Source organism: Franconibacter pulveris (assembly GCF_056780215.1).
This window is the reverse complement of sequence record NZ_CM165555.1, coordinates 4,210,901-4,232,368: the sequence shown is the minus strand read 5'-3', so window position 1 is coordinate 4,232,368 and position 21,468 is coordinate 4,210,901. Positions and strand designations below refer to the sequence as shown.

General features: G+C 52.2%; 21 protein-coding genes, 2 tRNA genes and 4 rRNA genes. 18 read left to right on the top strand and 9 right to left on the bottom strand.

What is annotated here, in order from left to right:
- Positions 1 to 10: 10 nt before the first annotated feature.
- From rpsD to ACU4F7_RS19945, 6 genes are all read left to right on the top strand, one after another.
- Positions 11 to 631: a 30S ribosomal protein S4 gene (gene rpsD, locus ACU4F7_RS19970; protein ID WP_024551604.1), complete on the top strand. Its 621-nt coding sequence runs from the start codon at positions 11 to 13 to the stop codon at positions 629 to 631.
- Between the two features lie 25 nt (positions 632 to 656).
- The gene (locus ACU4F7_RS19965; protein WP_002438685.1) at positions 657 to 1,646 is read left to right on the top strand and encodes a DNA-directed RNA polymerase subunit alpha; all 990 of its coding nucleotides are present in this window, start codon (positions 657 to 659) and stop codon (positions 1,644 to 1,646) included.
- A gap of 40 nt (positions 1,647 to 1,686) precedes the next feature.
- Positions 1,687 to 2,073: a 50S ribosomal protein L17 gene (rplQ, locus tag ACU4F7_RS19960; RefSeq protein WP_002919206.1), complete on the top strand. Its 387-nt coding sequence runs from the start codon at positions 1,687 to 1,689 to the stop codon at positions 2,071 to 2,073.
- 107 nt (positions 2,074 to 2,180) lie between these two features.
- Entirely contained in the window at positions 2,181 to 2,549 is a 369-nt protein-coding gene (locus tag ACU4F7_RS19955; RefSeq protein ID WP_481637627.1) for a DnaJ family domain-containing protein, read from the top strand.
- 2 nt (positions 2,550 to 2,551) lie between these two features.
- Positions 2,552 to 2,977 carry a Zn(2+)-responsive transcriptional regulator gene (gene zntR, locus ACU4F7_RS19950; RefSeq protein ID WP_029590158.1) on the top strand — a complete coding sequence of 142 codons (426 nt, stop codon included), beginning with the start codon at positions 2,552 to 2,554 and terminating at the stop codon, positions 2,975 to 2,977.
- A 52-nt stretch (positions 2,978 to 3,029) separates the two neighbouring features.
- A complete protein-coding gene (locus ACU4F7_RS19945; protein WP_481637626.1) occupies positions 3,030 to 3,236 on the top strand; it encodes an alternative ribosome-rescue factor A in 207 nt (68 codons plus the stop codon).
- Here the strand turns inward: ACU4F7_RS19945 and mscL are convergent.
- From mscL to def, 5 genes are all read right to left on the bottom strand, one after another.
- Positions 3,233 to 3,637, bottom strand: a complete 405-nt coding sequence (gene mscL, locus ACU4F7_RS19940; protein WP_029590156.1) for a large-conductance mechanosensitive channel protein MscL — start codon at positions 3,635 to 3,637, stop codon at positions 3,233 to 3,235. The genes ACU4F7_RS19945 and mscL overlap by 4 nt on opposite strands.
- A 148-nt stretch (positions 3,638 to 3,785) precedes the next feature.
- Positions 3,786 to 5,162 carry a Trk system potassium transporter TrkA gene (gene trkA / locus ACU4F7_RS19935; protein WP_024558319.1) on the bottom strand — a complete coding sequence of 459 codons (1,377 nt, stop codon included), beginning with the start codon at positions 5,160 to 5,162 and terminating at the stop codon, positions 3,786 to 3,788.
- A gap of 36 nt (positions 5,163 to 5,198) precedes the next feature.
- On the bottom strand, positions 5,199 to 6,488 hold the full coding sequence (gene rsmB / locus ACU4F7_RS19930; RefSeq protein ID WP_481637625.1) for a 16S rRNA (cytosine(967)-C(5))-methyltransferase RsmB: 1,290 nt from the start codon (positions 6,486 to 6,488) through the stop codon (positions 5,199 to 5,201).
- Positions 6,489 to 6,566: 78 nt separating this feature from the next.
- Positions 6,567 to 7,514 (bottom strand): methionyl-tRNA formyltransferase, encoded by a 948-nt coding sequence (fmt, locus tag ACU4F7_RS19925; RefSeq protein ID WP_481637624.1) that lies wholly within the window; start codon positions 7,512 to 7,514, stop codon positions 6,567 to 6,569.
- 14 nt (positions 7,515 to 7,528) lie between these two features.
- Positions 7,529 to 8,044, bottom strand: coding sequence for a peptide deformylase (gene def, locus ACU4F7_RS19920; RefSeq protein ID WP_029590153.1), 516 nt, complete (start codon positions 8,042 to 8,044; stop codon positions 7,529 to 7,531).
- Between the two features lie 129 nt (positions 8,045 to 8,173).
- On the opposite strand from def, the gene dprA reads away from it, so the two are divergent.
- From dprA to ACU4F7_RS19890, 6 genes are read left to right on the top strand one after another with little or no spacing between them, the layout of a single operon-like run.
- Positions 8,174 to 9,286 carry a DNA-protecting protein DprA gene (dprA, locus tag ACU4F7_RS19915; RefSeq protein WP_481637623.1) on the top strand — a complete coding sequence of 371 codons (1,113 nt, stop codon included), beginning with the start codon at positions 8,174 to 8,176 and terminating at the stop codon, positions 9,284 to 9,286.
- On the top strand, positions 9,258 to 9,731 hold the full coding sequence (gene smg / locus ACU4F7_RS19910; RefSeq protein ID WP_481637622.1) for a DUF494 family protein Smg: 474 nt from the start codon (positions 9,258 to 9,260) through the stop codon (positions 9,729 to 9,731). Before dprA ends, smg begins: the two co-directional genes overlap by 29 nt.
- 23 nt (positions 9,732 to 9,754) lie before the next feature.
- The gene (locus tag ACU4F7_RS19905) at positions 9,755 to 10,312 is read left to right on the top strand and encodes a DNA topoisomerase family protein (protein ID WP_481637621.1); all 558 of its coding nucleotides are present in this window, start codon (positions 9,755 to 9,757) and stop codon (positions 10,310 to 10,312) included.
- Complete coding sequence (gene tsaC, locus ACU4F7_RS19900) at positions 10,302 to 10,874, top strand: L-threonylcarbamoyladenylate synthase type 1 TsaC (RefSeq protein ID WP_029591735.1); 573 nt, start codon at positions 10,302 to 10,304, stop codon at positions 10,872 to 10,874. Before ACU4F7_RS19905 ends, tsaC begins: the two co-directional genes overlap by 11 nt.
- A 3-nt stretch (positions 10,875 to 10,877) precedes the next feature.
- Positions 10,878 to 11,696 (top strand): shikimate dehydrogenase, encoded by an 819-nt coding sequence (gene aroE, locus ACU4F7_RS19895; RefSeq protein WP_481637620.1) that lies wholly within the window; start codon positions 10,878 to 10,880, stop codon positions 11,694 to 11,696.
- A complete protein-coding gene (locus ACU4F7_RS19890; protein WP_481637619.1) occupies positions 11,693 to 11,950 on the top strand; it encodes a DUF1488 family protein in 258 nt (85 codons plus the stop codon). The genes aroE and ACU4F7_RS19890 overlap by 4 nt, the downstream gene beginning before the upstream one ends.
- On the opposite strand, the gene ACU4F7_RS19885 is transcribed toward ACU4F7_RS19890, so the two are convergent.
- Positions 11,926 to 12,480, bottom strand: coding sequence for a gamma carbonic anhydrase family protein (locus ACU4F7_RS19885; RefSeq protein ID WP_481637618.1), 555 nt, complete (start codon positions 12,478 to 12,480; stop codon positions 11,926 to 11,928). The genes ACU4F7_RS19890 and ACU4F7_RS19885 overlap by 25 nt on opposite strands.
- A gap of 487 nt (positions 12,481 to 12,967) precedes the next feature.
- Between ACU4F7_RS19885 and ACU4F7_RS19880 the strand changes: the two genes are divergently transcribed.
- From ACU4F7_RS19880 to rrf (ACU4F7_RS19855), 6 genes are all read left to right on the top strand, one after another.
- Positions 12,968 to 14,509: ribosomal RNA gene (locus tag ACU4F7_RS19880) — 16S ribosomal RNA — on the top strand.
- Between the two features lie 85 nt (positions 14,510 to 14,594).
- Positions 14,595 to 14,669 (top strand) — tRNA-Glu (locus ACU4F7_RS19875).
- Between the two features lie 190 nt (positions 14,670 to 14,859).
- Positions 14,860 to 17,764 (top strand): 23S ribosomal RNA (locus tag ACU4F7_RS19870).
- Between the two features lie 91 nt (positions 17,765 to 17,855).
- Positions 17,856 to 17,971, top strand: a 5S ribosomal RNA gene (gene rrf, locus ACU4F7_RS19865).
- A gap of 14 nt (positions 17,972 to 17,985) precedes the next feature.
- Positions 17,986 to 18,061 (top strand) — tRNA-Thr (locus tag ACU4F7_RS19860).
- A gap of 38 nt (positions 18,062 to 18,099) precedes the next feature.
- Positions 18,100 to 18,215: ribosomal RNA gene (gene rrf, locus ACU4F7_RS19855) — 5S ribosomal RNA — on the top strand.
- The 16S, 23S and 5S rRNA genes sit together here with 2 tRNA genes alongside, the layout of an rRNA operon.
- A 180-nt stretch (positions 18,216 to 18,395) precedes the next feature.
- Here the strand turns inward: rrf (ACU4F7_RS19855) and ACU4F7_RS19850 are convergent.
- From ACU4F7_RS19850 to ACU4F7_RS19840, 3 genes are read right to left on the bottom strand one after another with little or no spacing between them, the layout of a single operon-like run.
- Positions 18,396 to 19,154: an amino acid ABC transporter ATP-binding protein gene (locus ACU4F7_RS19850; RefSeq protein ID WP_024558882.1), complete on the bottom strand. Its 759-nt coding sequence runs from the start codon at positions 19,152 to 19,154 to the stop codon at positions 18,396 to 18,398.
- A gap of 8 nt (positions 19,155 to 19,162) precedes the next feature.
- Entirely contained in the window at positions 19,163 to 20,266 is a 1,104-nt protein-coding gene (locus tag ACU4F7_RS19845) for an amino acid ABC transporter permease (RefSeq protein ID WP_481637617.1), read from the bottom strand.
- Between the two features lie 7 nt (positions 20,267 to 20,273).
- Positions 20,274 to 21,455: an amino acid ABC transporter permease gene (locus tag ACU4F7_RS19840; protein ID WP_481637616.1), complete on the bottom strand. Its 1,182-nt coding sequence runs from the start codon at positions 21,453 to 21,455 to the stop codon at positions 20,274 to 20,276.
- Positions 21,456 to 21,468 lie beyond the last annotated feature (13 nt).

The following is a 21,468-nucleotide window of genomic DNA, read 5'->3' as shown; positions in this document are numbered from 1 at the left end:
GAGAAAGAAAATGGCAAGATATTTGGGTCCTAAGCTCAAGCTGAGCCGTCGCGAGGGCACAGACCTGTTCCTTAAGTCTGGCGTTCGCGCGATCGATACCAAGTGTAAAATTGAACAAGCTCCTGGCCAGCACGGCGCGCGTAAACCGCGTCTGTCTGACTATGGTGTGCAGTTGCGTGAAAAGCAAAAAGTTCGCCGTATCTACGGTGTGCTGGAGCGTCAGTTCCGTAACTACTACAAAGAAGCCGCACGTCTGAAAGGCAACACCGGTGAAAACCTGTTAGCTCTGCTGGAAGGTCGTCTGGACAACGTTGTATACCGTATGGGCTTCGGCGCCACTCGTGCAGAAGCACGTCAGCTGGTTAGCCACAAAGCGATTATGGTAAACGGTCGTGTTGTTAACATCGCTTCTTATCAGGTTAGTCCGAATGACGTAGTCAGCGTTCGTGAGAAAGCGAAAAAGCAGTCTCGCGTGAAAGCCGCTCTGGAGCTGGCTGAGCAGCGTGAAAAGCCAACCTGGCTGGAAGTTGATGCTGGCAAAATGGAAGGTACGTTCAAGCGTAAGCCGGAGCGTTCTGACCTGTCTGCGGACATTAACGAACACCTGATCGTCGAGCTTTACTCCAAGTAAAGCTTAGTACCAAAGAGAGGACACAATGCAGGGTTCTGTGACAGAGTTTCTAAAACCGCGCCTGGTAGATATCGAGCAAGTGAGTTCGACGCACGCCAAGGTGACCCTTGAGCCTTTAGAGCGTGGCTTCGGTCATACTCTGGGTAACGCACTGCGCCGTATTCTGCTTTCATCGATGCCGGGTTGCGCGGTGACTGAGGTTGAGATTGATGGTGTACTGCACGAGTACAGCACCAAAGAAGGCGTTCAGGAAGATATCCTGGAGATCCTGCTCAACCTGAAAGGGCTGGCGGTGAGAGTTCAAGGTAAAGATGAAGTCATCCTTACCCTGAATAAATCTGGCATTGGCCCTGTGACCGCAGCCGACATCACCCACGACGGTGATGTTGAAATCGTCAAGCCGCAGCATGTGATCTGCCACCTGACCGATGAAAACGCATCTATTAGCATGCGTATCAAAGTTCAGCGCGGTCGTGGTTATGTGCCGGCTTCTGCCCGAATTCATTCGGAAGAAGATGAGCGCCCAATCGGCCGTCTGCTGGTCGACGCATGCTACAGCCCGGTAGAGCGTATTGCCTACAATGTTGAAGCAGCGCGTGTAGAACAGCGTACCGACCTGGACAAGCTGGTCATCGAAATGGAAACCAACGGCACAATCGATCCTGAAGAGGCGATTCGTCGTGCGGCGACCATCCTGGCAGAACAACTGGAAGCTTTCGTTGACTTACGTGATGTACGTCAGCCGGAAGTCAAAGAAGAGAAACCAGAATTCGATCCGATCCTGCTGCGCCCTGTTGACGATCTCGAATTGACTGTCCGCTCTGCTAACTGCCTTAAGGCAGAAGCTATCCACTATATCGGTGATCTGGTACAGCGTACCGAGGTTGAGTTGCTGAAAACGCCGAACCTCGGTAAAAAATCTCTCACTGAGATTAAAGACGTGCTGGCCTCCCGTGGTCTTTCTCTGGGCATGCGCCTTGAGAACTGGCCGCCGGCAAGCATTGCTGACGAGTAACCGGATCACAGGTTAAGGTTTTACTGAGAAGGATAAGGTCATGCGCCATCGTAAGAGTGGTCGTCAACTGAACCGCAACAGCAGCCATCGCCAGGCTATGTTCCGCAACATGGCAGGTTCTCTGGTTCGTCATGAGATTATCAAGACGACCCTGCCGAAAGCGAAAGAGCTGCGTCGCGTAGTTGAGCCGCTGATTACTCTTGCCAAGACTGATAGCGTTGCTAATCGTCGTCTGGCATTCGCCCGCACTCGTGATAACGAGATCGTGGCAAAACTGTTTAACGAGCTGGGCCCGCGTTTCGCGAGCCGTGCCGGTGGTTACACTCGTATTCTGAAGTGTGGCTTCCGTGCTGGTGACAACGCTCCGATGGCTTACATCGAGCTGGTTGATCGCGCCGAGCCGAAAGCAGAAGCAGCTGCAGAGTAATCTGCAGAAATTTAAAAAAGCCGGGTTCGCCCGGTTTTTTTATATCTTTTTTTCCCCTTTCATCTATATATCTCCTTAATTCTCACTTACTCCTCTGGAGAAGGCTTATGTGGTTGTTAGACCAATGGGCAGAGAAGCATATTCTTGAAGCCCAGCGTAAAGGCGAACTGGACGGGCTGCCTGGCGAAGGCAAGCCGCTTGAGTTAGACGATGATTCAAATGTTCCTGCTGATTTACGCGCCGGTTATCGTTTGTTGAAAAATGGTGGTTACCTCCCGCCAGAATTACAACAGAGAAAAGAAGCGCTAGAGCTCGCCGATTTGCTTAAAAGCGTTGAAAAAACCGATCCGCAACACCAGCTAATCGAAAAGCGTTTGGCGCTACTGGAGCTAAAACTGCGTCAGGCGGGACTGAACACGGATTTTTTACATGGTGAATATGCCGGGCGTTTCGCTAACAAAATGCATCAGGAGTAACTATGTACCGTATTGGGGAACTTGCGCGCCTGGCTGACGTAACGCCTGACACTATCCGCTATTACGAAAAACAGCAGATGATGGTTCATGAAATCCGAACGGAAGGCGGTTTTCGGCTTTATAGTGATGAAGATTTACGGCGCTTGAAGTTTATTCGCCACGGCCGACAGCTTGGCTTCAGCCTGGAGGCTATTCGTGAACTGCTTTCTATCCGCGTCGACCCGGAACACCATACCTGCCAGGAATCGAAAAGCATTGTACAAGCCCGACTTGAGGAAGTTGAAGCGCGTATCACTGAACTACAAATGATGCGACAGTCATTACAAAGGTTGAATGATGCGTGCTGCGGTACAGCTCATAGCAGCGTTTATTGTTCCATTCTCGAGGCGCTTGAGCAGGGCTCAAATGACAAAATTATGCCATGTTGATTTTTCACACAACGCATCCTACACTCTCAGCGTTTTTACTAAAGGAGTCACTATGAGTCGCTATCAGCACACTAAAGGTAAAATTCAGGACAATGCCATCGAGGCTTTATTACACGACCCGCTCTTTCGTCAGCGAATAGAAAAAAGTCAGAAGGGCAAGGGCAGCTATCAGCGTAAGGCCAAACATGGTAAGAAGGGGAACTGGGAGGCCAGTGGCAAACAAGCAAAATGCTTTTTTACCACTGGCCTTCCGCTTTAAGGACGCGTGTTTTTTTCTTTCAGCAGATCGCGAATTTCTGTCAGCAGCACCTCTTCTTTACTCGGACCAGGCGCTTCCTTAGGCTTCTTCTGATGCAATTTGTTGATGACCTTAATGGCCAGGAAGATAGCGAACGCTACAATGAGGAAATCAAACACGTTCTGAATAAAAACGCCGTAATGCATGATGACTGCTGGCGTATCACCGATTGCCGGGCGCAGCGTCCAGGCAAATTGTTTGAAATCAATCCCCCCGATAAGCAGTCCCAGCGGCGGCATAATAATATCTGCAACTAACGACGAAACGATTTTACCGAAGGCTGCACCGATAATGACACCTACCGCCAGGTCGACCACATTCCCGCGCATCGCGAACTCGCGAAACTCTTTAAAAAAACTCATTTTTTTCTCCTTATCACTACGAAACCTGTTAAGTCTAACAAAGGATGTCTCATTTTCCATGACAAGCTTGTGATATCCGGAGTAATACTCCTTATTAAAACAGGGGGTTAACAGGAGTGAATGAGGGCGGCCGAAAACCGCCCGACGTTTACAGGAAGAAAGGGCTGGGTTGGAAAAGACGTTCAACGTCAGTTACATATTTCTTGTCAGTCAGGAACATAATGACATGATCGCCCTGCTCAATGCGTAGATTGTTATTTGCAATCATCACATCGTTACCACGCACTACGGCGCCGATGATAGTGCCAGGCGGCAATTTAATATCATCAATGACTCTGCCCACAACCCGTGATGTGGTTTCATCGCCATGTGCTACGGCTTCGATCGCTTCAGCCACGCCGCGGCGCAGCGATGACACGCTGACTATATCCGCTTTACGCACATGACCCAGCAGAGCGGAGATAGTAGCTTGTTGAGGAGAGATAGCGATGTCGATAACGCTACCCTGAACAAGATCTACATACGCTTTACGCTGAATAAGCACCATCACTTTTTTGGCGCCCATTCGTTTGGCCAGCATGGCGGACATAATATTCGCTTCGTCGTCATTCGTAACGGCAATAAACAAATCGACCTGATCGATATGCTCTTCCGCCAGTAGTTCCTGATCCGAAGCGTCGCCGTAGAAAACAATAGTGTGCTGAAGCTTTTCCGCCAGTTCTGCCGCGCGCTGCTGGTTTCGTTCAATCAGCTTCACGCTGTAATCTTTTTCAAGCTTATGAGCAAGGCCTGCGCCGATATTCCCGCCGCCAACCAGCATGATTCGCTTATAGGGTTTTTCGAGGCGCTGGAGTTCGCTCATGACTGCGCGGATGTGCTGCGAAGCGGCGATAAAAAATACTTCATCTCCAGCCTCCACAATGGTTGAACCTTGCGGGCGAATAGGGCGGTCATGACGGAAAATGGCAGCAACACGCGTATCGATATGCGGCATGTGTTCGCGCATTGTTGAAAGCGCGTTACCAACCAGCGGCCCGCCATAATAGGCTTTCACTACGGCAAGGCTAACTTTACCTTCAGCGAAATTGACTACCTGTAATGCGCCAGGGTATTCAATCAGACGATAAATATTGTCGATAACCAGCTGCTCAGGCGCAATCAGGTGATCGATAGGCACTGCGTCGGGATTAAACAGTCGTTCCGCATCGCGTACATAATCTGGCGCCCGAATACGTGCGATACGATTTGGCGTATTGAAAAGGGAATAGGCGACCTGACAGGCTATCATGTTTGTTTCGTCGGAACTGGTTACCGCAACAAGCATATCTGCATCGTCTGCTCCCGCTTCGCGTAAAACCCGTGGATGTGAGCCGTGCCCCTGCACCACCCGCAAATCAAACTTATCCTGAAGGCTGCGCAACCGGTCACCATTGATATCAACAACCGTGATATCGTTATTTTCACCTACCAGGTTTTCAGCCAGCGTGCCGCCCACCTGGCCGGCTCCTAAAATGATTATCTTCATGGTCAGCGCTTCACGACTCGTTTACCCGCAGGGGCGTTACTTTTTAATGAGCTTAGCGTAAAAGAAACCGTCGCCTTCATCCGCCGCAGGCAGATTCTGTATACCAGGGTTAGCTGGCGTGCCGGTTTGCTTCAGTTCAGCATCAGGCGTACGGCTCAGGAAAGCGGCTACCTGCTGGCTGTTCTCTTCAGGCATGATAGAACAAGTTGCATACAGTAAAGTGCCGCCCTGTTTCAGGTGAGGCCAGATAGCATCCAGAATATCTGACTGCAGCTGTGCCAGTTCCTGAATATCCGCATCGCGGCGCAGCCACTTTATATCCGGGTGACGACGAATCACACCTGTCGCAGAGCAAGGGGCGTCCAACAGGATACGGTCAAACTGTTGCTCGCCGCACCACTGCTGAGGATAGCGCCCATCGCCGGTTTTTACTTCAGCTTGCATGTTAAGGCGCGCAAGGTTTTCATGAACGCGTTTGATGCGGGTTGCATCGACATCTACCGCCAGGACTTTCGCTTGCGGCGCGGCTTCGAGAATATGCGTTGTTTTGCCGCCAGGCGCCGCGCAGAGATCGAGGATCGCTTCGCCGTTCTGCGGATCGAGTAGATCGACACACCCCTGCGCTGAAGCGTCCTGAACGGTTACCCAACCTTTTTCGAAGCCGGGCAGGGCTGAGACAGGCATCGGCGTTTCAAGACGTACCGCATCCGGGTAATGAGGATGAGCAAAGCCGGTAATACCGCTTTCATCCAGCAGGGTTAGCCATTCATCACGGCTGTGATGCTGACGATTTACGCGCAGCCACATAGGCGGGCGCTGGTTATTGGCTTCAACAATGTTTTCCCACTGTTCAGGCCAGGCTTTGCGTAACCGCTGCAGCAGCCAGGCTGGGTGCAGATAGCGACTTTCATGGCGGCTAAACTCCGCCAATAACGTTTCCTGCTGGCGCTGGAACTGACGAAGCACGCCATTAATCAGCCCTTTAAATTGTTGGCGCTTGATAGCTACCGCGCCTTCCACCGTTTCGGCCAGCGCGGCGTGAGGTGGAATACGAGTGTGCAGCAGCTGATAAAGCCCGACCAGGATAAGGTAGTGCACCGTCCGCTGCTTTCCCGCCATAGGACGCGACATTAATTTGCTGACCAGCCAATCGAGTTGAGAAAGGGTACGCAGCACGCCGAAGCAAAGCTCCTGCAATAGGGCTTTGTCTTTATCGGAGACCTTACTCTGCATCGGCGGCAGAACGTTACTAAGCGACTGGCCGTTTTCGACAACCTGCTCGACGGCCTGCGCAGCCAGGCTGCGAAGATTAATGGATTTTTTCATAGCTATGAGCAGTATTTGCCTGCTGAATAAATAAAAATGCCCGACGCAAGCCGGGCTGGATAGCTTTCTGCCTCAAGTTCAGGCAAGAACAGTACCGGGCTCGAACCATTCCCGGCGAGAGTTTAACAGATCCTGCGCGGACATCGCTTTTTTGCCCGCAGGCTGCAGAATTTCGAGGTTCAGCACGCCTTCAGCAGTAGCAACCTGAATGCCCTGTTTATTCGCTTCGATAATCGTGCCTGGCGTATTTGTTCCTGACGCAGGGATAACTGATGCCTGCCAGACTTTCACCGGTTGCTCGTCGATAAGAAAATAGCTCATCGGCCAGGGGTTAAAAGCGCGAATACAACGCTCAAGCTGCGCCGCAGAAAGCGACCAGTCCAGCTTCGCCTCTTCTTTGCTAAGCTTTTCCGCGTAAGTTACCAGCGCTTCATCCTGCACTTGCGGTTGAGCGCGACCTTCGGCCAACTGAGCCAGAGTTTCAAGCAAGCCCTGCGGGCCAAGCTGCGCTAACTTATCGTAAAGCGAGGCGCTGGTGTCCTGGGCCGTAATAGGGCAAGCCAGCTTATACAACATATCGCCAGTATCAAGACCCACATCCATTTGCATAATGGTTACGCCGGTTTCTTCATCACCCGCCCAGAGCGAACGCTGAATTGGCGCCGCGCCGCGCCAGCGAGGGAGTAAAGAGCCATGCACGTTGATGCAGCCAAGCCGCGGCATTTCCAGCACCGCTTTTGGCAGGATAAGGCCATAAGCGACAACGACCATTACGTCCGCTTCCAGATCGGCGATGAGCTGCTGATTTTCTGCAGCGCGTAACGAGGCGGGTTGAAACACCGGAAGATTATGCTGCTGCGCAAGAACCTTCACCGGGCTCGGCATGAGCTTCTTACCCCGGCCAGCAGGGCGGTCAGGTTGAGTAAACACTCCCACTACCTGATGAGCAGATGACAACAGCGCGTCAAGATGACGCGCTGCGAAGTCCGGCGTACCGGCGAAAATAATGCGTAATGAATCCGACACGTTATTCCTTGTCTTTAGCTTGCCGCGCGGGCTCTCATGCGATCCAGTTTTTCAACTTTCTGGCGAATACGGGTTTGTTTCAGCGGCGATAAATAATCAATAAACAGCTTACCTACCAGATGATCCATTTCGTGCTGAATACAAATAGCCAGCAGGCCGTCGGCCTCCAGCTCAAACGATTTGCCATCGCGATCGAGCGCGCGAATTTTTACCCTTTCAGCACGCGGTACAAAGGCGCGCTGTTCAGGAATAGAGAGACAGCCTTCCTCAATGCCGGTTTCGCCGCTTTTTTCGAGCATTTCAGGGTTAATCAAAACCAAACGTTCGTCGCGGTTTTCAGAAACATCAATAACGATAATGCGCTGGTGAATATCTACCTGAGTAGCGGCAAGACCAATACCTTCTTCGGCGTACATCGTTTCGAACATATCATCGACGATACGCTGAATTTCTTCATTCACTTCTTTAACCGGCTCGGCGACAATGCGAAGTCGCTCGTCCGGGATATGCAACACTTGCAAAACAGACATATTTATCCAGAGCTAGATTCAGTAGTTGGGAAGATCATTACTTCCATTCTAGACAAATCCCCCCTTGATTGACAGCATCAGTAGCGAATCGCAAGGATAGATCACGCCGCTTACGGCAAGGGAGAAGCTATGTCGCCAGAAGAATTTTGGTTACGTTTGATGAGCGTCTTGAGCCTGAGCGGTGAAAAGATGGCGCAGGCCGCGCGCTATTATCGTTTAACCCCTGATGAACCCGCAACCGTACTGCGTCTTGCCCATTTTAATGAAAACCAAAAAAAGCAGTTTTTGTCTTTCCCCGCAAACCAGGTTGAAGCGACGTTACGTTGGCTTGAACAGCCGCATCATCATTTGCTGACAGTTGAAGACCATGCCTACCCTGAGCCGCTTCGGGCGATTAGCGATTATCCCGGCGCTCTTTTGATTACGGGCAATAAGGCTGCGTTAACCACGCCGCAGTTAGCCGTGGTCGGCAGCCGGGCGCACTCATGGTATGGCGAACAATGGGGCCATGCATTCTGTGAAACGCTGGCGCGCAGCGGCCTGACATTAACCAGCGGGCTTGCCGTAGGCATTGACGGCGTGGCGCACAAAGCCGCATTAGCCGCAGGCGGCACCACGCTTGCCGTTCTGGGGAACGGGTTAGGACAAATTTATCCAAAGCGGCATAAGGCGTTGGCTGAGCAGATTGTTGCCAATAATGGCGCGCTAATTTCGGAATTCCCCCTCTCAGTCGGGCCTCGTCCCTGCCACTTTCCCCGTCGTAACCGGATCATCAGTGGCTTAAGCCGCGGCGTATTGGTTGTGGAAGCGTCGTTGCGTAGCGGATCGCTGGTGACGGCTAACTGCGCGCTGGACCAGGGGCGGGAGGTATTCGCTTTACCGGGCCCGTTGGGCAACCCTGGCTGCGAAGGTCCGCACTGGCTTATCAGGCAGGGCGCAGTTCTGGTAACCAGCGCGCAAGACATACTTGATTATTTGCAAAACGAGCTTACCTGGCTTGCAGAGACAAAATATTCACCCAATCAAGATGAAGCTGCATTGCCATTTCCTGAGCTGTTGGCTAACGTAGGAGATGAGGTTACACCTGTTGACGTCGTCGCTGAACGTGCCGGCCAACCTGTGCCATTGACGGTAGCCCAGCTACTCGAACTGGAGTTAGCAGGATGGATCGCAGCTGTACCCGGCGGCTATGTCCGATTAAGGAGGGCAGGCCATGTTCGACGTACTAATGTATTTGTTTGAAACCTACATCCATAACGAGGCGGAGATGCGGGTCGATCAGGATAAGCTGACGCGAGACCTGACCGACGCAGGTTTTGATCGTGAGGATATCTACAACGCGTTACTATGGCTTGAAAAACTAGCGGACTACCAGGATGGGCTTGTCGAGCCGATGCAGTTGGCTTCCGATCCGCTCTCAATGCGTATCTACACCCTTGAAGAGAGCCAACGTCTGGATGCCAGCTGTCGTGGTTTTCTGTTATTTCTTGAACAAATTCAGGTGCTAAACCTCGAAACCCGGGAAATGGTTATTGAGCGTGTTACGGCGCTGGATACCGAAGAGTTCGATCTTGAAGATTTAAAATGGGTTGTGCTCATGGTGTTGTTCAATATTCCGGGTTGTGAAAACGCTTATCAGCAGATGGAAGAATTACTCTTCGAAGTAAATGAAGGTATGCTGCACTAATATTTTTTGCGGCATAGAGCATTATGGTCAAAGCAGCACTTTTCACAGTGCGTAATCAAGAGCCCTGCCCTGAGTGCGGGGCTGAATTAGTTATCAGAAATGGCAAACATGGTCCATTTCTGGGCTGTTCCCGTTATCCGGAATGCGAGTATATCCGTCCCCTGAAAAGCCAGGCGGATGGGCATATCGTAAAAGTGCTGGAGGGGCAGGTATGCCCGGTCTGTCAGGCTACGCTTGTGCTTCGCCAGGGACGCTTCGGCATGTTTATTGGTTGCAGCCGTTATCCCGAGTGTGCTCATACCGAGCTAATCGATAAGCCGGATGAAACAGCGGTTGCCTGCCCGCAGTGCCATAGCGGCAAACTTGTCCAGCGCCGCTCCCGGTTTGGCAAAACGTTTTATTCCTGCGACCGCTACCCGGAGTGTCAGTTTGTCCTCAATTTCAAACCTGTAGCGGGAGAATGCTCCCTCTGCCGCTATCCCTTACTTATCGAAAAGAAAACCGCGCAGGGCGTTAAACGCTTCTGTGCCAGTAAACAATGTGGAAAGCCGGTAACGGCGGAACAAAATAGTGAACAATAATCTGCCTGCAGAAGAGATTTCTTATCTCGTCGAAACTCTTAAACAACAACAAGTCATCGCTTATCCCACAGAAGCTGTCTTCGGCGTAGGTTGCGATCCCGATAGCGAAGTTGCCGTAAATCGTCTGTTAACGCTGAAGCAGCGTCCGGTTGAAAAGGGATTAATTTTAATTGCCGCCAGTTTTGAACAGCTGAAACCCTACATTGATGATACGGCGTTAAACGAAGAGCAACGAGAAACGGTATTTAGTTGTTGGCCCGGGCCGGTGACGTTTGTCTTTCCTGCTAAACCTTCAACGCCTCGCTGGCTGACAGGAAAATTCGATTCGTTGGCTGTGCGGGTAACCGATCATCCGCTGGTGGTTCAGCTCTGTGAAGCGTATGGCAAGCCGCTGGTTTCAACCAGTGCTAATCTTACGGGGTTGCCGCCTTGCCGTACGGCGCAAGAAGTGCTCGAACAGTTCGGCGACGCGTTCCCTGTCCTGAAAGGGGCAACCGGCGGGCGGCAGAACCCTTCAGAAATTCGCGACGCTCTTACGGGCGAACAGTTCCGCCAGGGGTAAGCAATGGAACATTTTGCTGTCTTCGGGAATCCGATTGCTCATAGCAAGTCTCCCTTCATTCATCAGCAGTTTGCGGAACAGCTGCAAATTCACCATACCTATGGTCGCGTACTGGCGCCGGTAGATAATTTTATCGAAACGCTGGAATCGTTTTTTGCCGCCGGAGGAAAGGGTGCGAACATTACCGTGCCCTTTAAAGAACAGGCGTTCGCCCGGGCGGATGAACTCACGGAACGTGCAACATTGGCTGGTGCCGTAAATACGCTGAAGCGTCTTGAAGATGGCCGCTTACTGGGCGATAACACCGACGGCATAGGATTGTTAATGGATTTACAGCGGCTGGCGCTAATTAAACCAGGCTATCGAGTCTTATTGATTGGCGCAGGCGGCGCGGCGCGCGGTGTACTTATGCCGCTGCTTTCTCTGGACTGTGCGGTAACCGTCACAAACAGAACTTATGCCCGCGCTCAGGAACTGGCTGCGCTATTCGCTCATGTCGGAAGCGTGACAGCGACGCCAATGGACGCGCTGACTGGTCATGAGTTCGATCTTATTATTAACGCAACGTCCAGCGGAATGGGGGGGGAGATCCCGGCAATTCCTCCTTCGCTGCTGACACCAGAAGTCCGCTGTTATGACATGTTTTATCAGAAAGGCCTCACCCCCTTCCTGACATGGTGCACCAGGCACGGCGTGCATCACTATGCCGACGGTGCGGGGATGCTGGTAGGACAGGCGGCCCACGCCGTTCTGCTCTGGCATGGTGTGCTGCCTGATATCGCCCCGGTTATTGAGAAGCTTAAGCAGGAGCTGGCAGCGTGAACCAGGCTATTCAGTTTCCGGATCGTGAAACGTGGGCGTCTGAATTTCAGGCGGTCTGTTTCCCCGCTCTGGTAAATGGAATGCAAATAACTTGCGCCATTGCTGCCAGAACGCTGTCGAAGCGATATGGCGGCGATACGCAAGAAGCCTGGCTGAAAGCTTTTCGCGAGCACCGCTGGGATCTGGAAGAAGAAGCGGAAGCGCTTCTTAAAGCGCAACAGGAAAACGATCAGGGCTGGCTCTGGTTATCCTGAGCCAGATATTCATCTTTCCATCGCACATAGTTATTCGCAGAGTACTTCAGACCTTCAATTTCCGCTTCTTTTAAAGGACGGATTTGTTTGACTGGGCTGCCAAGATAAAGGTAACCGCTTTCCAGGCGCCTATTTTGCGGCACAAGGCTGCCTGCCCCGATCATCACGTCGTCTTCTATAACGGCACCATCCAGAATAATAGATCCCATACCAACCAGAACGCGGTTGCCAATGATGCAGCCGTGCAGCATCACCTTATGCCCGACAGTAACCTCTTCACCAATAATGAGGGGATTGCCTTCAGGATTGTATGAAGATTTATGCGTCACGTGTAATACGCTTCCATCCTGAATATTTGTCCGGCTTCCTATTTCTACATAATTCACATCACCACGGATCGCGACCAGCGGCCAGATGCCCACGTCATCGGCTATACGCACATCGCCAATAACCACGCTGGACGCATCAATCATGACGCGATTGCCCAGTTGGGGAAAAAACGTTTGATAAGGACGGAGAACGGCGGCCATAGCAACCTCATATATGAACGAATGTATTGCAGACTTTGAGTCCAATTTTTCGCTCATGCAAGGGGAGAGGCTGTCATAATTTGCGCAGATCGAACGCGATCACACCAATAAGGATGAAAAATCGGCAGTCAGAAAAAAAGATCGAAAAAAGGCTTGTGCTAAAAAGCGGGATCCCTATAATGCGCCTCCATCGAGACGGCAACGTGAATCACTTCACAAAACAGACCGAATCGAAAAGAGAAAATCCTGAAATTAAGGGTTGACTCTGAAAGAGGAAAGCGTAATATACGCCACCTCGCGACAGCAGGCTGAATGCCGCGTCGCACCGCTCTTTAACAATTTATCAGACAATCTGTGTGGGCACTCAGATGGACTGGATTCTTAACGTCGCAAGACGAAAAATGAATACCAAGTCTCAACGAGTGAACACGTAATTCATTACGAAGTTCTTTTCTTTAGAAATAAAGAAACATTGAGCATCAAACTTTAATTGAAGAGTTTGATCATGGCTCAGATTGAACGCTGGCGGCAGGCCTAACACATGCAAGTCGAGCGGTAACAGGGATCAGCTTGCTGATTCGCTGACGAGCGGCGGACGGGTGAGTAATGTCTGGGAAACTGCCTGATGGAGGGGGATAACCACTGGAAACGGTGGCTAATACCGCATAATGTCGCAAGACCAAAGTGGGGGACCTTCGGGCCTCATGCCATCAGATGTGCCCAGATGGGATTAGCTAGTAGGTGGGGTAACGGCTCACCTAGGCGACGATCCCTAGCTGGTCTGAGAGGATGACCAGCCACACTGGAACTGAGACACGGTCCAGACTCCTACGGGAGGCAGCAGTGGGGAATATTGCACAATGGGCGCAAGCCTGATGCAGCCATGCCGCGTGTATGAAGAAGGCCTTCGGGTTGTAAAGTACTTTCAGTGAGGAGGAAGGCGTGATGCTTAATACGCATCGCGATTGACGTTACTCACAGAAGAAGCACCGGCTAACTCCGTGCCAGCAGCCGCGGTAATACGGAGGGTGCAAGCGTTAATCGGAATTACTGGGCGTAAAGCGCACGCAGGCGGTCTGTTAAGTCAGATGTGAAATCCCCGGGCTCAACCCGGGAACTGCATTTGAAACTGGCAGGCTTGAGTCTCGTAGAGGGGGGTAGAATTCCAGGTGTAGCGGTGAAATGCGTAGAGATCTGGAGGAATACCGGTGGCGAAGGCGGCCCCCTGGACGAAGACTGACGCTCAGGTGCGAAAGCGTGGGGAGCAAACAGGATTAGATACCCTGGTAGTCCACGCCGTAAACGATGTCGACTTGGAGGTTGTGCCCTTGAGGCGTGGCTTCCGGAGCTAACGCGTTAAGTCGACCGCCTGGGGAGTACGGCCGCAAGGTTAAAACTCAAATGAATTGACGGGGGCCCGCACAAGCGGTGGAGCATGTGGTTTAATTCGATGCAACGCGAAGAACCTTACCTGGCCTTGACATCCAGAGAACTTTCCAGAGATGGATTGGTGCCTTCGGGAACTCTGAGACAGGTGCTGCATGGCTGTCGTCAGCTCGTGTTGTGAAATGTTGGGTTAAGTCCCGCAACGAGCGCAACCCTTATCCTTTGTTGCCAGCGGTCCGGCCGGGAACTCAAAGGAGACTGCCGGTGATAAACCGGAGGAAGGTGGGGATGACGTCAAGTCATCATGGCCCTTACGGCCAGGGCTACACACGTGCTACAATGGCGCATACAAAGAGAAGCGACCTCGCGAGAGCAAGCGGACCTCATAAAGTGCGTCGTAGTCCGGATTGGAGTCTGCAACTCGACTCCATGAAGTCGGAATCGCTAGTAATCGTGGATCAGAATGCCACGGTGAATACGTTCCCGGGCCTTGTACACACCGCCCGTCACACCATGGGAGTGGGTTGCAAAAGAAGTAGGTAGCTTAACCTTCGGGAGGGCGCTTACCACTTTGTGATTCATGACTGGGGTGAAGTCGTAACAAGGTAACCGTAGGGGAACCTGCGGTTGGATCACCTCCTTACCTTAAAGAACCTGCCTCTGCAGTGCTCACACAGATTGTCTGATAGATGTAATGAGCAAGACGGCTGCGAAGTCGTGACATTCGTGTCCCCTTCGTCTAGCGGTTAGGACTCCGCCCTTTCACGGCGGCAACAGGGGTTCGAATCCCCTAGGGGACGCCACTTGCTTGGCTGTGGGTGAAAGGCACAACCAACCGATATCTCAAAACTGACTGTAAAGTCACGTTTGAGATATTTGCTCTTTAACAATCCGGAACAAGCTGAAAATTGAAACGACACACGAAAGTGTGTTCGAGTCTCTCAAATGCTTGCAGCACGATGATGATTCTCAGGAAACATCTTCGGGTTGTGAGGTTAAGCGACTAAGCGTACACGGTGGATGCCCTGGCAGTCAGAGGCGATGAAGGACGTGCTAATCTGCGAAAAGCGTCGGTAAGCTGATATGAGGCGTTATAACCGACGATGTCCGAATGGGGAAACCCAGTGCAATCCGTTGCACTATCGTTAGCTGAATACATAGGCTAACGAGGCGAACCGGGGGAACTGAAACATCTAAGTACCCCGAGGAAAAGAAATCAACCGAGATTCCCCCAGTAGCGGCGAGCGAACGGGGAACAGCCCAGAGCCTGAATCAGCTTGTGTGTCAGTGGAAGCGTCTGGAAAGTCGCACGATACAGGGTGAAAGTCCCGTACACGAAGGCACACAGGTTGTGAGCTCGATGAGTAGGGCGGGACACGTGATATCCTGTCTGAAGATGGGGGGACCATCCTCCAAGGCTAAATACTCCTGACTGACCGATAGTGAACCAGTACCGTGAGGGAAAGGCGAAAAGAACCCCGGCGAGGGGAGTGAAACAGAACCTGAAACCGTGTACGTACAAGCAGTGGGAGCCTTCGTAAGAGGGTGACTGCGTACCTTTTGTATAATGGGTCAGCGACTTATATTCTGTAGCAAGGTTAACCGTATAGGGGAGCCGAAGGGAAACCGAGTCTTAATTGGGCGTTAAGTTGCAGGGTATAGACCCGAAACCCGGTGATCTAGCCATGGGCAGGTTGAAGGTTGGGTAACACTAACTGGAGGACCGAACCGACTAATGTTGAAAAATTAGCGGATGACCTGTGGCTGGGGGTGAAAGGCCAATCAAACCGGGAGATAGCTGGTTCTCCCCGAAAGCTATTTAGGTAGCGCCTCGTGAATTCATCTCCGGGGGTAGAGCACTGTTTCGGCTAGGGGGCCATCCCGGCTTACCAACCCGATGCAAACTGCGAATACCGGAGAATGTTATCACGGGAGACACACGGCGGGTGCTAACGTCCGTCGTGAAGAGGGAAACAACCCAGACCGCCAGCTAAGGTCCCAAAGTCATGGTTAAGTGGGAAACGATGTGGGAAGGCCCAGACAGCCAGGATGTTGGCTTAGAAGCAGCCATCATTTAAAGAAAGCGTAATAGCTCACTGGTCGAGTCGGCCTGCGCGGAAGATGTAACGGGGCTAAACCATGCACCGAAGCTGCGGCAGCAACACTGTGTGTTGTTGGGTAGGGGAGCGTTCTGTAAGCCGTCGAAGGTGGACTGTGAGGTCTGCTGGAGGTATCAGAAGTGCGAATGCTGACATAAGTAACGATAAAGCGGGTGAAAAGCCCGCTCGCCGGAAGACCAAGGGTTCCTGTCCAACGTTAATCGGGGCAGGGTGAGTCGACCCCTAAGGCGAGGCCGAAAGGCGTAGTCGATGGGAAACAGGTTAATATTCCTGTACTTGGTGTTACTGCGAAGGGGGGACGGAGAAGGCTATGTTGGCCGGGCGACGGTTGTCCCGGTTTAAGCGTGTAGGTGGGTGTTCCAGGTAAATCCGGTTCACTTTAACACTGAGGCGTGATGACGAGGCACCACGGTGCTGAAGCAACAAATGCCCTGCTTCCAGGAAAAGCCTCTAAGCATCAGGTAACACGAAATCGTACCCCAAACCGACACAGGTGGTCAGGTAGAGAATACCAAGGCGCTTGAGAGAACTCGGGTGAAGGAACTAGGCAAAATGGTGCCGTAACTTCGGGAGAAGGCACGCTGGTGCGTAGGTGAAGCGACTTGCTCGCGGAGCTGAAACCAGTCGAAGATACCAGCTGGCTGCAACTGTTTATTAAAAACACAGCACTGTGCAAACACGAAAGTGGACGTATACGGTGTGACGCCTGCCCGGTGCCGGAAGGTTAATTGATGGGGTTATCGCAAGAGAAGCTCCTGATCGAAGCCCCGGTAAACGGCGGCCGTAACTATAACGGTCCTAAGGTAGCGAAATTCCTTGTCGGGTAAGTTCCGACCTGCACGAATGGCGTAATGATGGCCAGGCTGTCTCCACCCGAGACTCAGTGAAATTGAACTCGCTGTGAAGATGCAGTGTACCCGCGGCAAGACGGAAAGACCCCGTGAACCTTTACTACAGCTTGACACTGAACATTGAGCCTTGATGTGTAGGATAGGTGGGAGGCTTTGAAGCGTGGACGCCAGTCTGCGTGGAGCCAACCTTGAAATACCACCCTTTAATGTTTGATGTTCTAACCTGGCGCCGTGATCCGGCGTGGGGACAGTGTCTGGTGGGTAGTTTGACTGGGGCGGTCTCCTCCCAAAGTGTAACGGAGGAGCACGAAGGTCAGCTAATCCTGGTCGGACATCAGGAGGTTAGTGCAATGGCATAAGCTGGCTTGACTGCGAGAGTGACGGCTCGAGCAGGTGCGAAAGCAGGTCATAGTGATCCGGTGGTTCTGTATGGAAGGGCCATCGCTCAACGGATAAAAGGTACTCCGGGGATAACAGGCTGATACCGCCCAAGAGTTCATATCGACGGCGGTGTTTGGCACCTCGATGTCGGCTCATCACATCCTGGGGCTGAAGTAGGTCCCAAGGGTATGGCTGTTCGCCATTTAAAGTGGTACGCGAGCTGGGTTTAGAACGTCGTGAGACAGTTCGGTCCCTATCTGCCGTGGGCGCTGGAGAATTGAGGGGGGTTGCTCCTAGTACGAGAGGACCGGAGTGAACGCATCACTGGTGTTCGGGTTGTCATGCCAATGGCACTGCCCGGTAGCTAAATGCGGAAGAGATAAGTGCTGAAAGCATCTAAGCACGAAACTTGCCCCGAGATGAGTTCTCCCTGAGACTTCGAGTCTCCTGAAGGAACGTTGAAGACGACGACGTTGATAGGCCGGGTGTGTAAGCGCAGCGATGCGTTGAGCTAACCGGTACTAATGAACCGTGAGGCTTAACCTTACAACGCCGAAGATGTTTTGGCGTGATTTGAGAAATTTCAGCTTGTGACGGATAACCACTCATGGCGCAAGCGGTGGGTGAACAGAATCTGCCTGGCGGCCGTAGCGCGGTGGTCCCACCTGACCCCATGCCGAACTCAGAAGTGAAACGCCGTAGCGCCGATGGTAGTGTGGGGTCTCCCCATGCGAGAGTAGGGAACTGCCAGGCATTAATTTTAGCGTGCTGATATGGCTCAGTTGGTAGAGCGCACCCTTGGTAAGGGTGAGGTCCCCAGTTCGACTCTGGGTATCAGCACCACTTTTTCGGTTAAAGTTCGGCGCTTAGAAAAGAATTTGCCTGGCGGCCGTAGCGCGGTGGTCCCACCTGACCCCATGCCGAACTCAGAAGTGAAACGCCGTAGCGCCGATGGTAGTGTGGGGTCTCCCCATGCGAGAGTAGGGAACTGCCAGGCATCAAACAAAGCAAAAAACCCGGTCTGATGACCGGGTTTTTTGCTTTCTGTAACCTGCCTGCCGTTATTTTGAATAACATTTACCGTGTGGTAACCCAACAAACAAAGCGCCAGGCGAACTAATGTAATGAATAGTAAAAGGCCATCCCTGAGGATGGCCTTTTTATATTGGAGAAGGGGTTAATGGATTACCTGAGACAGGAACGCCCGGGTGCGCTCCGATTTAGGATTAGCAAAAAATTCATTCGGCGGTGCCTGTTCAACAATCTCTCCGCGATCCATAAAAATGACCCGATCGGCGACAGTACGGGCGAACCCCATCTCATGTGTCACACAAAGCATCGTCATGCCCGATTCTGCCAGACCAATCATCGTATCTAACACTTCTTTCACCATTTCTGGATCAAGGGCAGAGGTTGGCTCGTCGAAAAGCATAATTTTAGGCTTCATGCATAACGAACGCGCAATGGCGACACGCTGCTGCTGCCCACCTGAAATCTGACCCGGAAATTTATGGGCGTGTTCCGCAATACGTACACGCTCCAGGTAATGCATAGCAAGCGCTTCAGCCTCTTTCTTCGGCAATTTTCGCACCCAGATAGGCGCAAGCGTACAGTTTTGCAGCACGGTAAGGTGAGGGAACAGATTGAAATGCTGAAAGACCATGCCGACTTCGGTCCGTACGCGCTCGATATTGCGCAGATCATCGTTCAGTTCAATACCGTCTACTACAATTCGCCCCTGCTGATGTTCCTCCAGATGGTTAATGCAGCGGATAGTGGTCGATTTACCCGAACCTGAAGGGCCGCATAGAACGATGCGCTCGCCTTGTTTAACTTTAAGATTAATATCCTTCAGCACATGAAACTGCCCATACCATTTATTCACATTTTCGAGCGTAATCATCGCATCGGTAGCTGGCGTGGTTATATGGCTCATAAATTTCCTTAGTGCGGTGTACGCCCGGTGTTAAAGCGCTTTTCCAGATGCTGGCTGTAGCGCGACATGCTGAAACAGAAAATCCAGTAAACCAGCGCGGCAAAAACATAGCCTTCGGTCGACATTCCCAACCAGGCCGGGTCGACCGTTGCCTGCTGCACGCTGCTGAAAAGATCGAACAGGCCGATGATGATGACCAGACTGGTGTCTTTAAATAACGCGATGATGGTATTCACGAGGCCCGGGATAACGAGCTTTAACGCCTGCGGAAGAATGACCAGCCCCTGCGTTTTCCAGTAACCCAGCCCCAGCGATTCCGCGGCTTCGTACTGGCCTTTCGGCAATGCCTGCAGCCCCCCGCGCACGACTTCCGCAACATAGGCGGACTGAAATAAAATGACGCCTACCAGCGCACGGACCAGCTTGTCGATGCTGGTGCCTTCAGCCATAAACAGCGGCAGCATAACGGAGGACATAAAGAGCACGGTGATTAACGGCACGCCGCGCCAGAACTCAATGAAGATCACCGACAGTATTCTCACGACTGGCATACGTGAGCGTCGCCCCAGCGCCAGCAGAATACCTAGCGGCAGCGCGCCGGCAATCCCGACAGAAGCGATAATTAGCGTAAGCGTAAGTCCGCCCCACTGGCGCGTTTCCACCCGCTCCAGCCCAAGGAAACCACCGTACAGCAAGCCCCATACCAATAACGGGTAAACCACCGCCCAGCAGGCAATATAACGTCCGCGTGAAGGAAGCCCCTTCCAGAACATCAGTGCGATAGAAAACAGGCCGATAATCAGCGCCACGTTAATTCGCCAGCGCTGATCGTGTGGATAAAGCCCATACATGAACTGTCCAAAGCGGGCGTGGATAAATACCCAACACGCGCCTTCTTTGGTGCAATCCGCTCGCGTTTCGCCGGTCCAGTTAGCCTGAAAAAGTGCCCAGTTCAGCAGCGGCGGGATAAGCTCCCACATCAGCCATAGACAAAAAATCGTCAGCAGGCTATTGCTCCAACTGGAAAAGAGATTCTTACGCGCCCAGGCAATAGCGCGTCCAGAGCCTGCCGGCGTTGCCGGGGCATCCGGCGACAATAAAACTTTCGACATAGGATCCTCAGCGCTCTATCAGGGCAATACGTCGGTTGTAGATATTCATCAGTAATGAAATCGTCAGGCTGATGATCAAGTAAACCGACATGGTAATAGCGATGGTTTCAATCGCCTGGCCAGTCTGGTTAAGCACTGTGCCGGCAAACAGCGACACCATATCGGGATAACCGATAGCGGCCGCCAGTGAGGAGTTTTTTACAATATTGAGATACTGACTGGTTAACGGCGGAATAATCACCCGCAGCGCCTGCGGTATGATGACCTGGCGTAGCGTTACCGGATTAGGCAGGCCGAGCGAGCGAGCCGCTTCATGCTGGCCGTGCGGTACCGACTGAATGCCGGCGCGGATGATTTCCGCTATGAATGCAGAGGTATAAACCGAAAGCGCCAGCGTCAGCGCCGCAAGCTCGGGAATCAACGCAAGCCCGCCGCGAAAGTTAAAACCGCGTAGCTCCGGCACGTCCCAGTGCAGCGCCGGGCCATAGGCAAGATGCGCTGCTATCGGCAGCCCTATGATAAGCCCAAGAGCAATGGGCCATGTACGACGCAACTGACCCGTCTTTATTTGATGCTTGCTGTTAAAGCGATAAAGACCCACAGTCACCACGACGGCAATCACCAGCGCGACGAAAAACGCCATAAGTCCTTCACCCATCATGGGCGAAGGCAGATAAAGCCCTCGGTTGCTAAGGAACATCAGATCAAAAGCATTGACCGCCTGGCGAGGCCCTGGAAGGTTACGCAACACGGCAAAATACCAAAAAAAGATCTGTAGCAGCGGGGGGATATTGCGGAACGTCTCAATATAAATCGTGGAGAGTTTTCGCAGCAGCCAGTTTTCGGAAAGGCGAGCCAGCCCGAGGAAGAAGCCCAGAACAGAAGCGAAGACAATACAGAGTGCGGAAACCAGCAGCGTATTAAGCAAGCCGACTAAAAACACGCGGCCATAGGTATCGCCTTCCTGGTAGTCAATTAAGTGTTGGACGATACCAAACCCCGCTCCACGCTCAAGAAAAGCGAACCCTGAAGTAATCCCACGGTTATTCAGGTTAGTAACAGTGTTGTGGATCAGATAAGCGACAATAGCAAGAACAACGGCAACGGCGAGGATCTGGAACAGCCAGGCGCGAACCGCAGGATTGGAAAAGGATAAATCACCTTTTACGGTTGGGCGGCGATGGGACATAGATAAACCTCAG

Excerpts from the sequence above, each read along its gene's own strand:
- rpsD (WP_024551604.1), top strand. The coding sequence starts at position 11 with ATGGCAAGATATTTGGGTCCTAAGCTCAAGCTGAGCCGTCGCGAGGGC.
- ACU4F7_RS19965 (WP_002438685.1), top strand. The coding sequence starts at position 657 with ATGCAGGGTTCTGTGACAGAGTTTCTAAAACCGCGCCTGGTAGATATC.
- rplQ (WP_002919206.1), top strand. The coding sequence starts at position 1,687 with ATGCGCCATCGTAAGAGTGGTCGTCAACTGAACCGCAACAGCAGCCAT.
- ACU4F7_RS19955 (WP_481637627.1), top strand. The coding sequence starts at position 2,181 with ATGTGGTTGTTAGACCAATGGGCAGAGAAGCATATTCTTGAAGCCCAG.
- zntR (WP_029590158.1), top strand. The coding sequence starts at position 2,552 with ATGTACCGTATTGGGGAACTTGCGCGCCTGGCTGACGTAACGCCTGAC.
- ACU4F7_RS19945 (WP_481637626.1), top strand. The coding sequence starts at position 3,030 with ATGAGTCGCTATCAGCACACTAAAGGTAAAATTCAGGACAATGCCATC.
- mscL (WP_029590156.1), bottom strand. The coding sequence starts at position 3,637 with ATGAGTTTTTTTAAAGAGTTTCGCGAGTTCGCGATGCGCGGGAATGTG.
- trkA (WP_024558319.1), bottom strand. The coding sequence starts at position 5,162 with ATGAAGATAATCATTTTAGGAGCCGGCCAGGTGGGCGGCACGCTGGCT.
- rsmB (WP_481637625.1), bottom strand. The coding sequence starts at position 6,488 with ATGAAAAAATCCATTAATCTTCGCAGCCTGGCTGCGCAGGCCGTCGAG.
- def (WP_029590153.1), bottom strand. The coding sequence starts at position 8,044 with ATGTCTGTTTTGCAAGTGTTGCATATCCCGGACGAGCGACTTCGCATT.
- dprA (WP_481637623.1), top strand. The coding sequence starts at position 8,174 with ATGTCGCCAGAAGAATTTTGGTTACGTTTGATGAGCGTCTTGAGCCTG.
- smg (WP_481637622.1), top strand. The coding sequence starts at position 9,258 with ATGTTCGACGTACTAATGTATTTGTTTGAAACCTACATCCATAACGAG.
- ACU4F7_RS19905 (WP_481637621.1), top strand. The coding sequence starts at position 9,755 with ATGGTCAAAGCAGCACTTTTCACAGTGCGTAATCAAGAGCCCTGCCCT.
- aroE (WP_481637620.1), top strand. The coding sequence starts at position 10,878 with ATGGAACATTTTGCTGTCTTCGGGAATCCGATTGCTCATAGCAAGTCT.
- ACU4F7_RS19885 (WP_481637618.1), bottom strand. The coding sequence starts at position 12,480 with ATGGCCGCCGTTCTCCGTCCTTATCAAACGTTTTTTCCCCAACTGGGC.
- ACU4F7_RS19850 (WP_024558882.1), bottom strand. The coding sequence starts at position 19,154 with ATGAGCCATATAACCACGCCAGCTACCGATGCGATGATTACGCTCGAA.
- ACU4F7_RS19845 (WP_481637617.1), bottom strand. The coding sequence starts at position 20,266 with ATGTCGAAAGTTTTATTGTCGCCGGATGCCCCGGCAACGCCGGCAGGC.
- ACU4F7_RS19840 (WP_481637616.1), bottom strand. The coding sequence starts at position 21,455 with ATGTCCCATCGCCGCCCAACCGTAAAAGGTGATTTATCCTTTTCCAAT.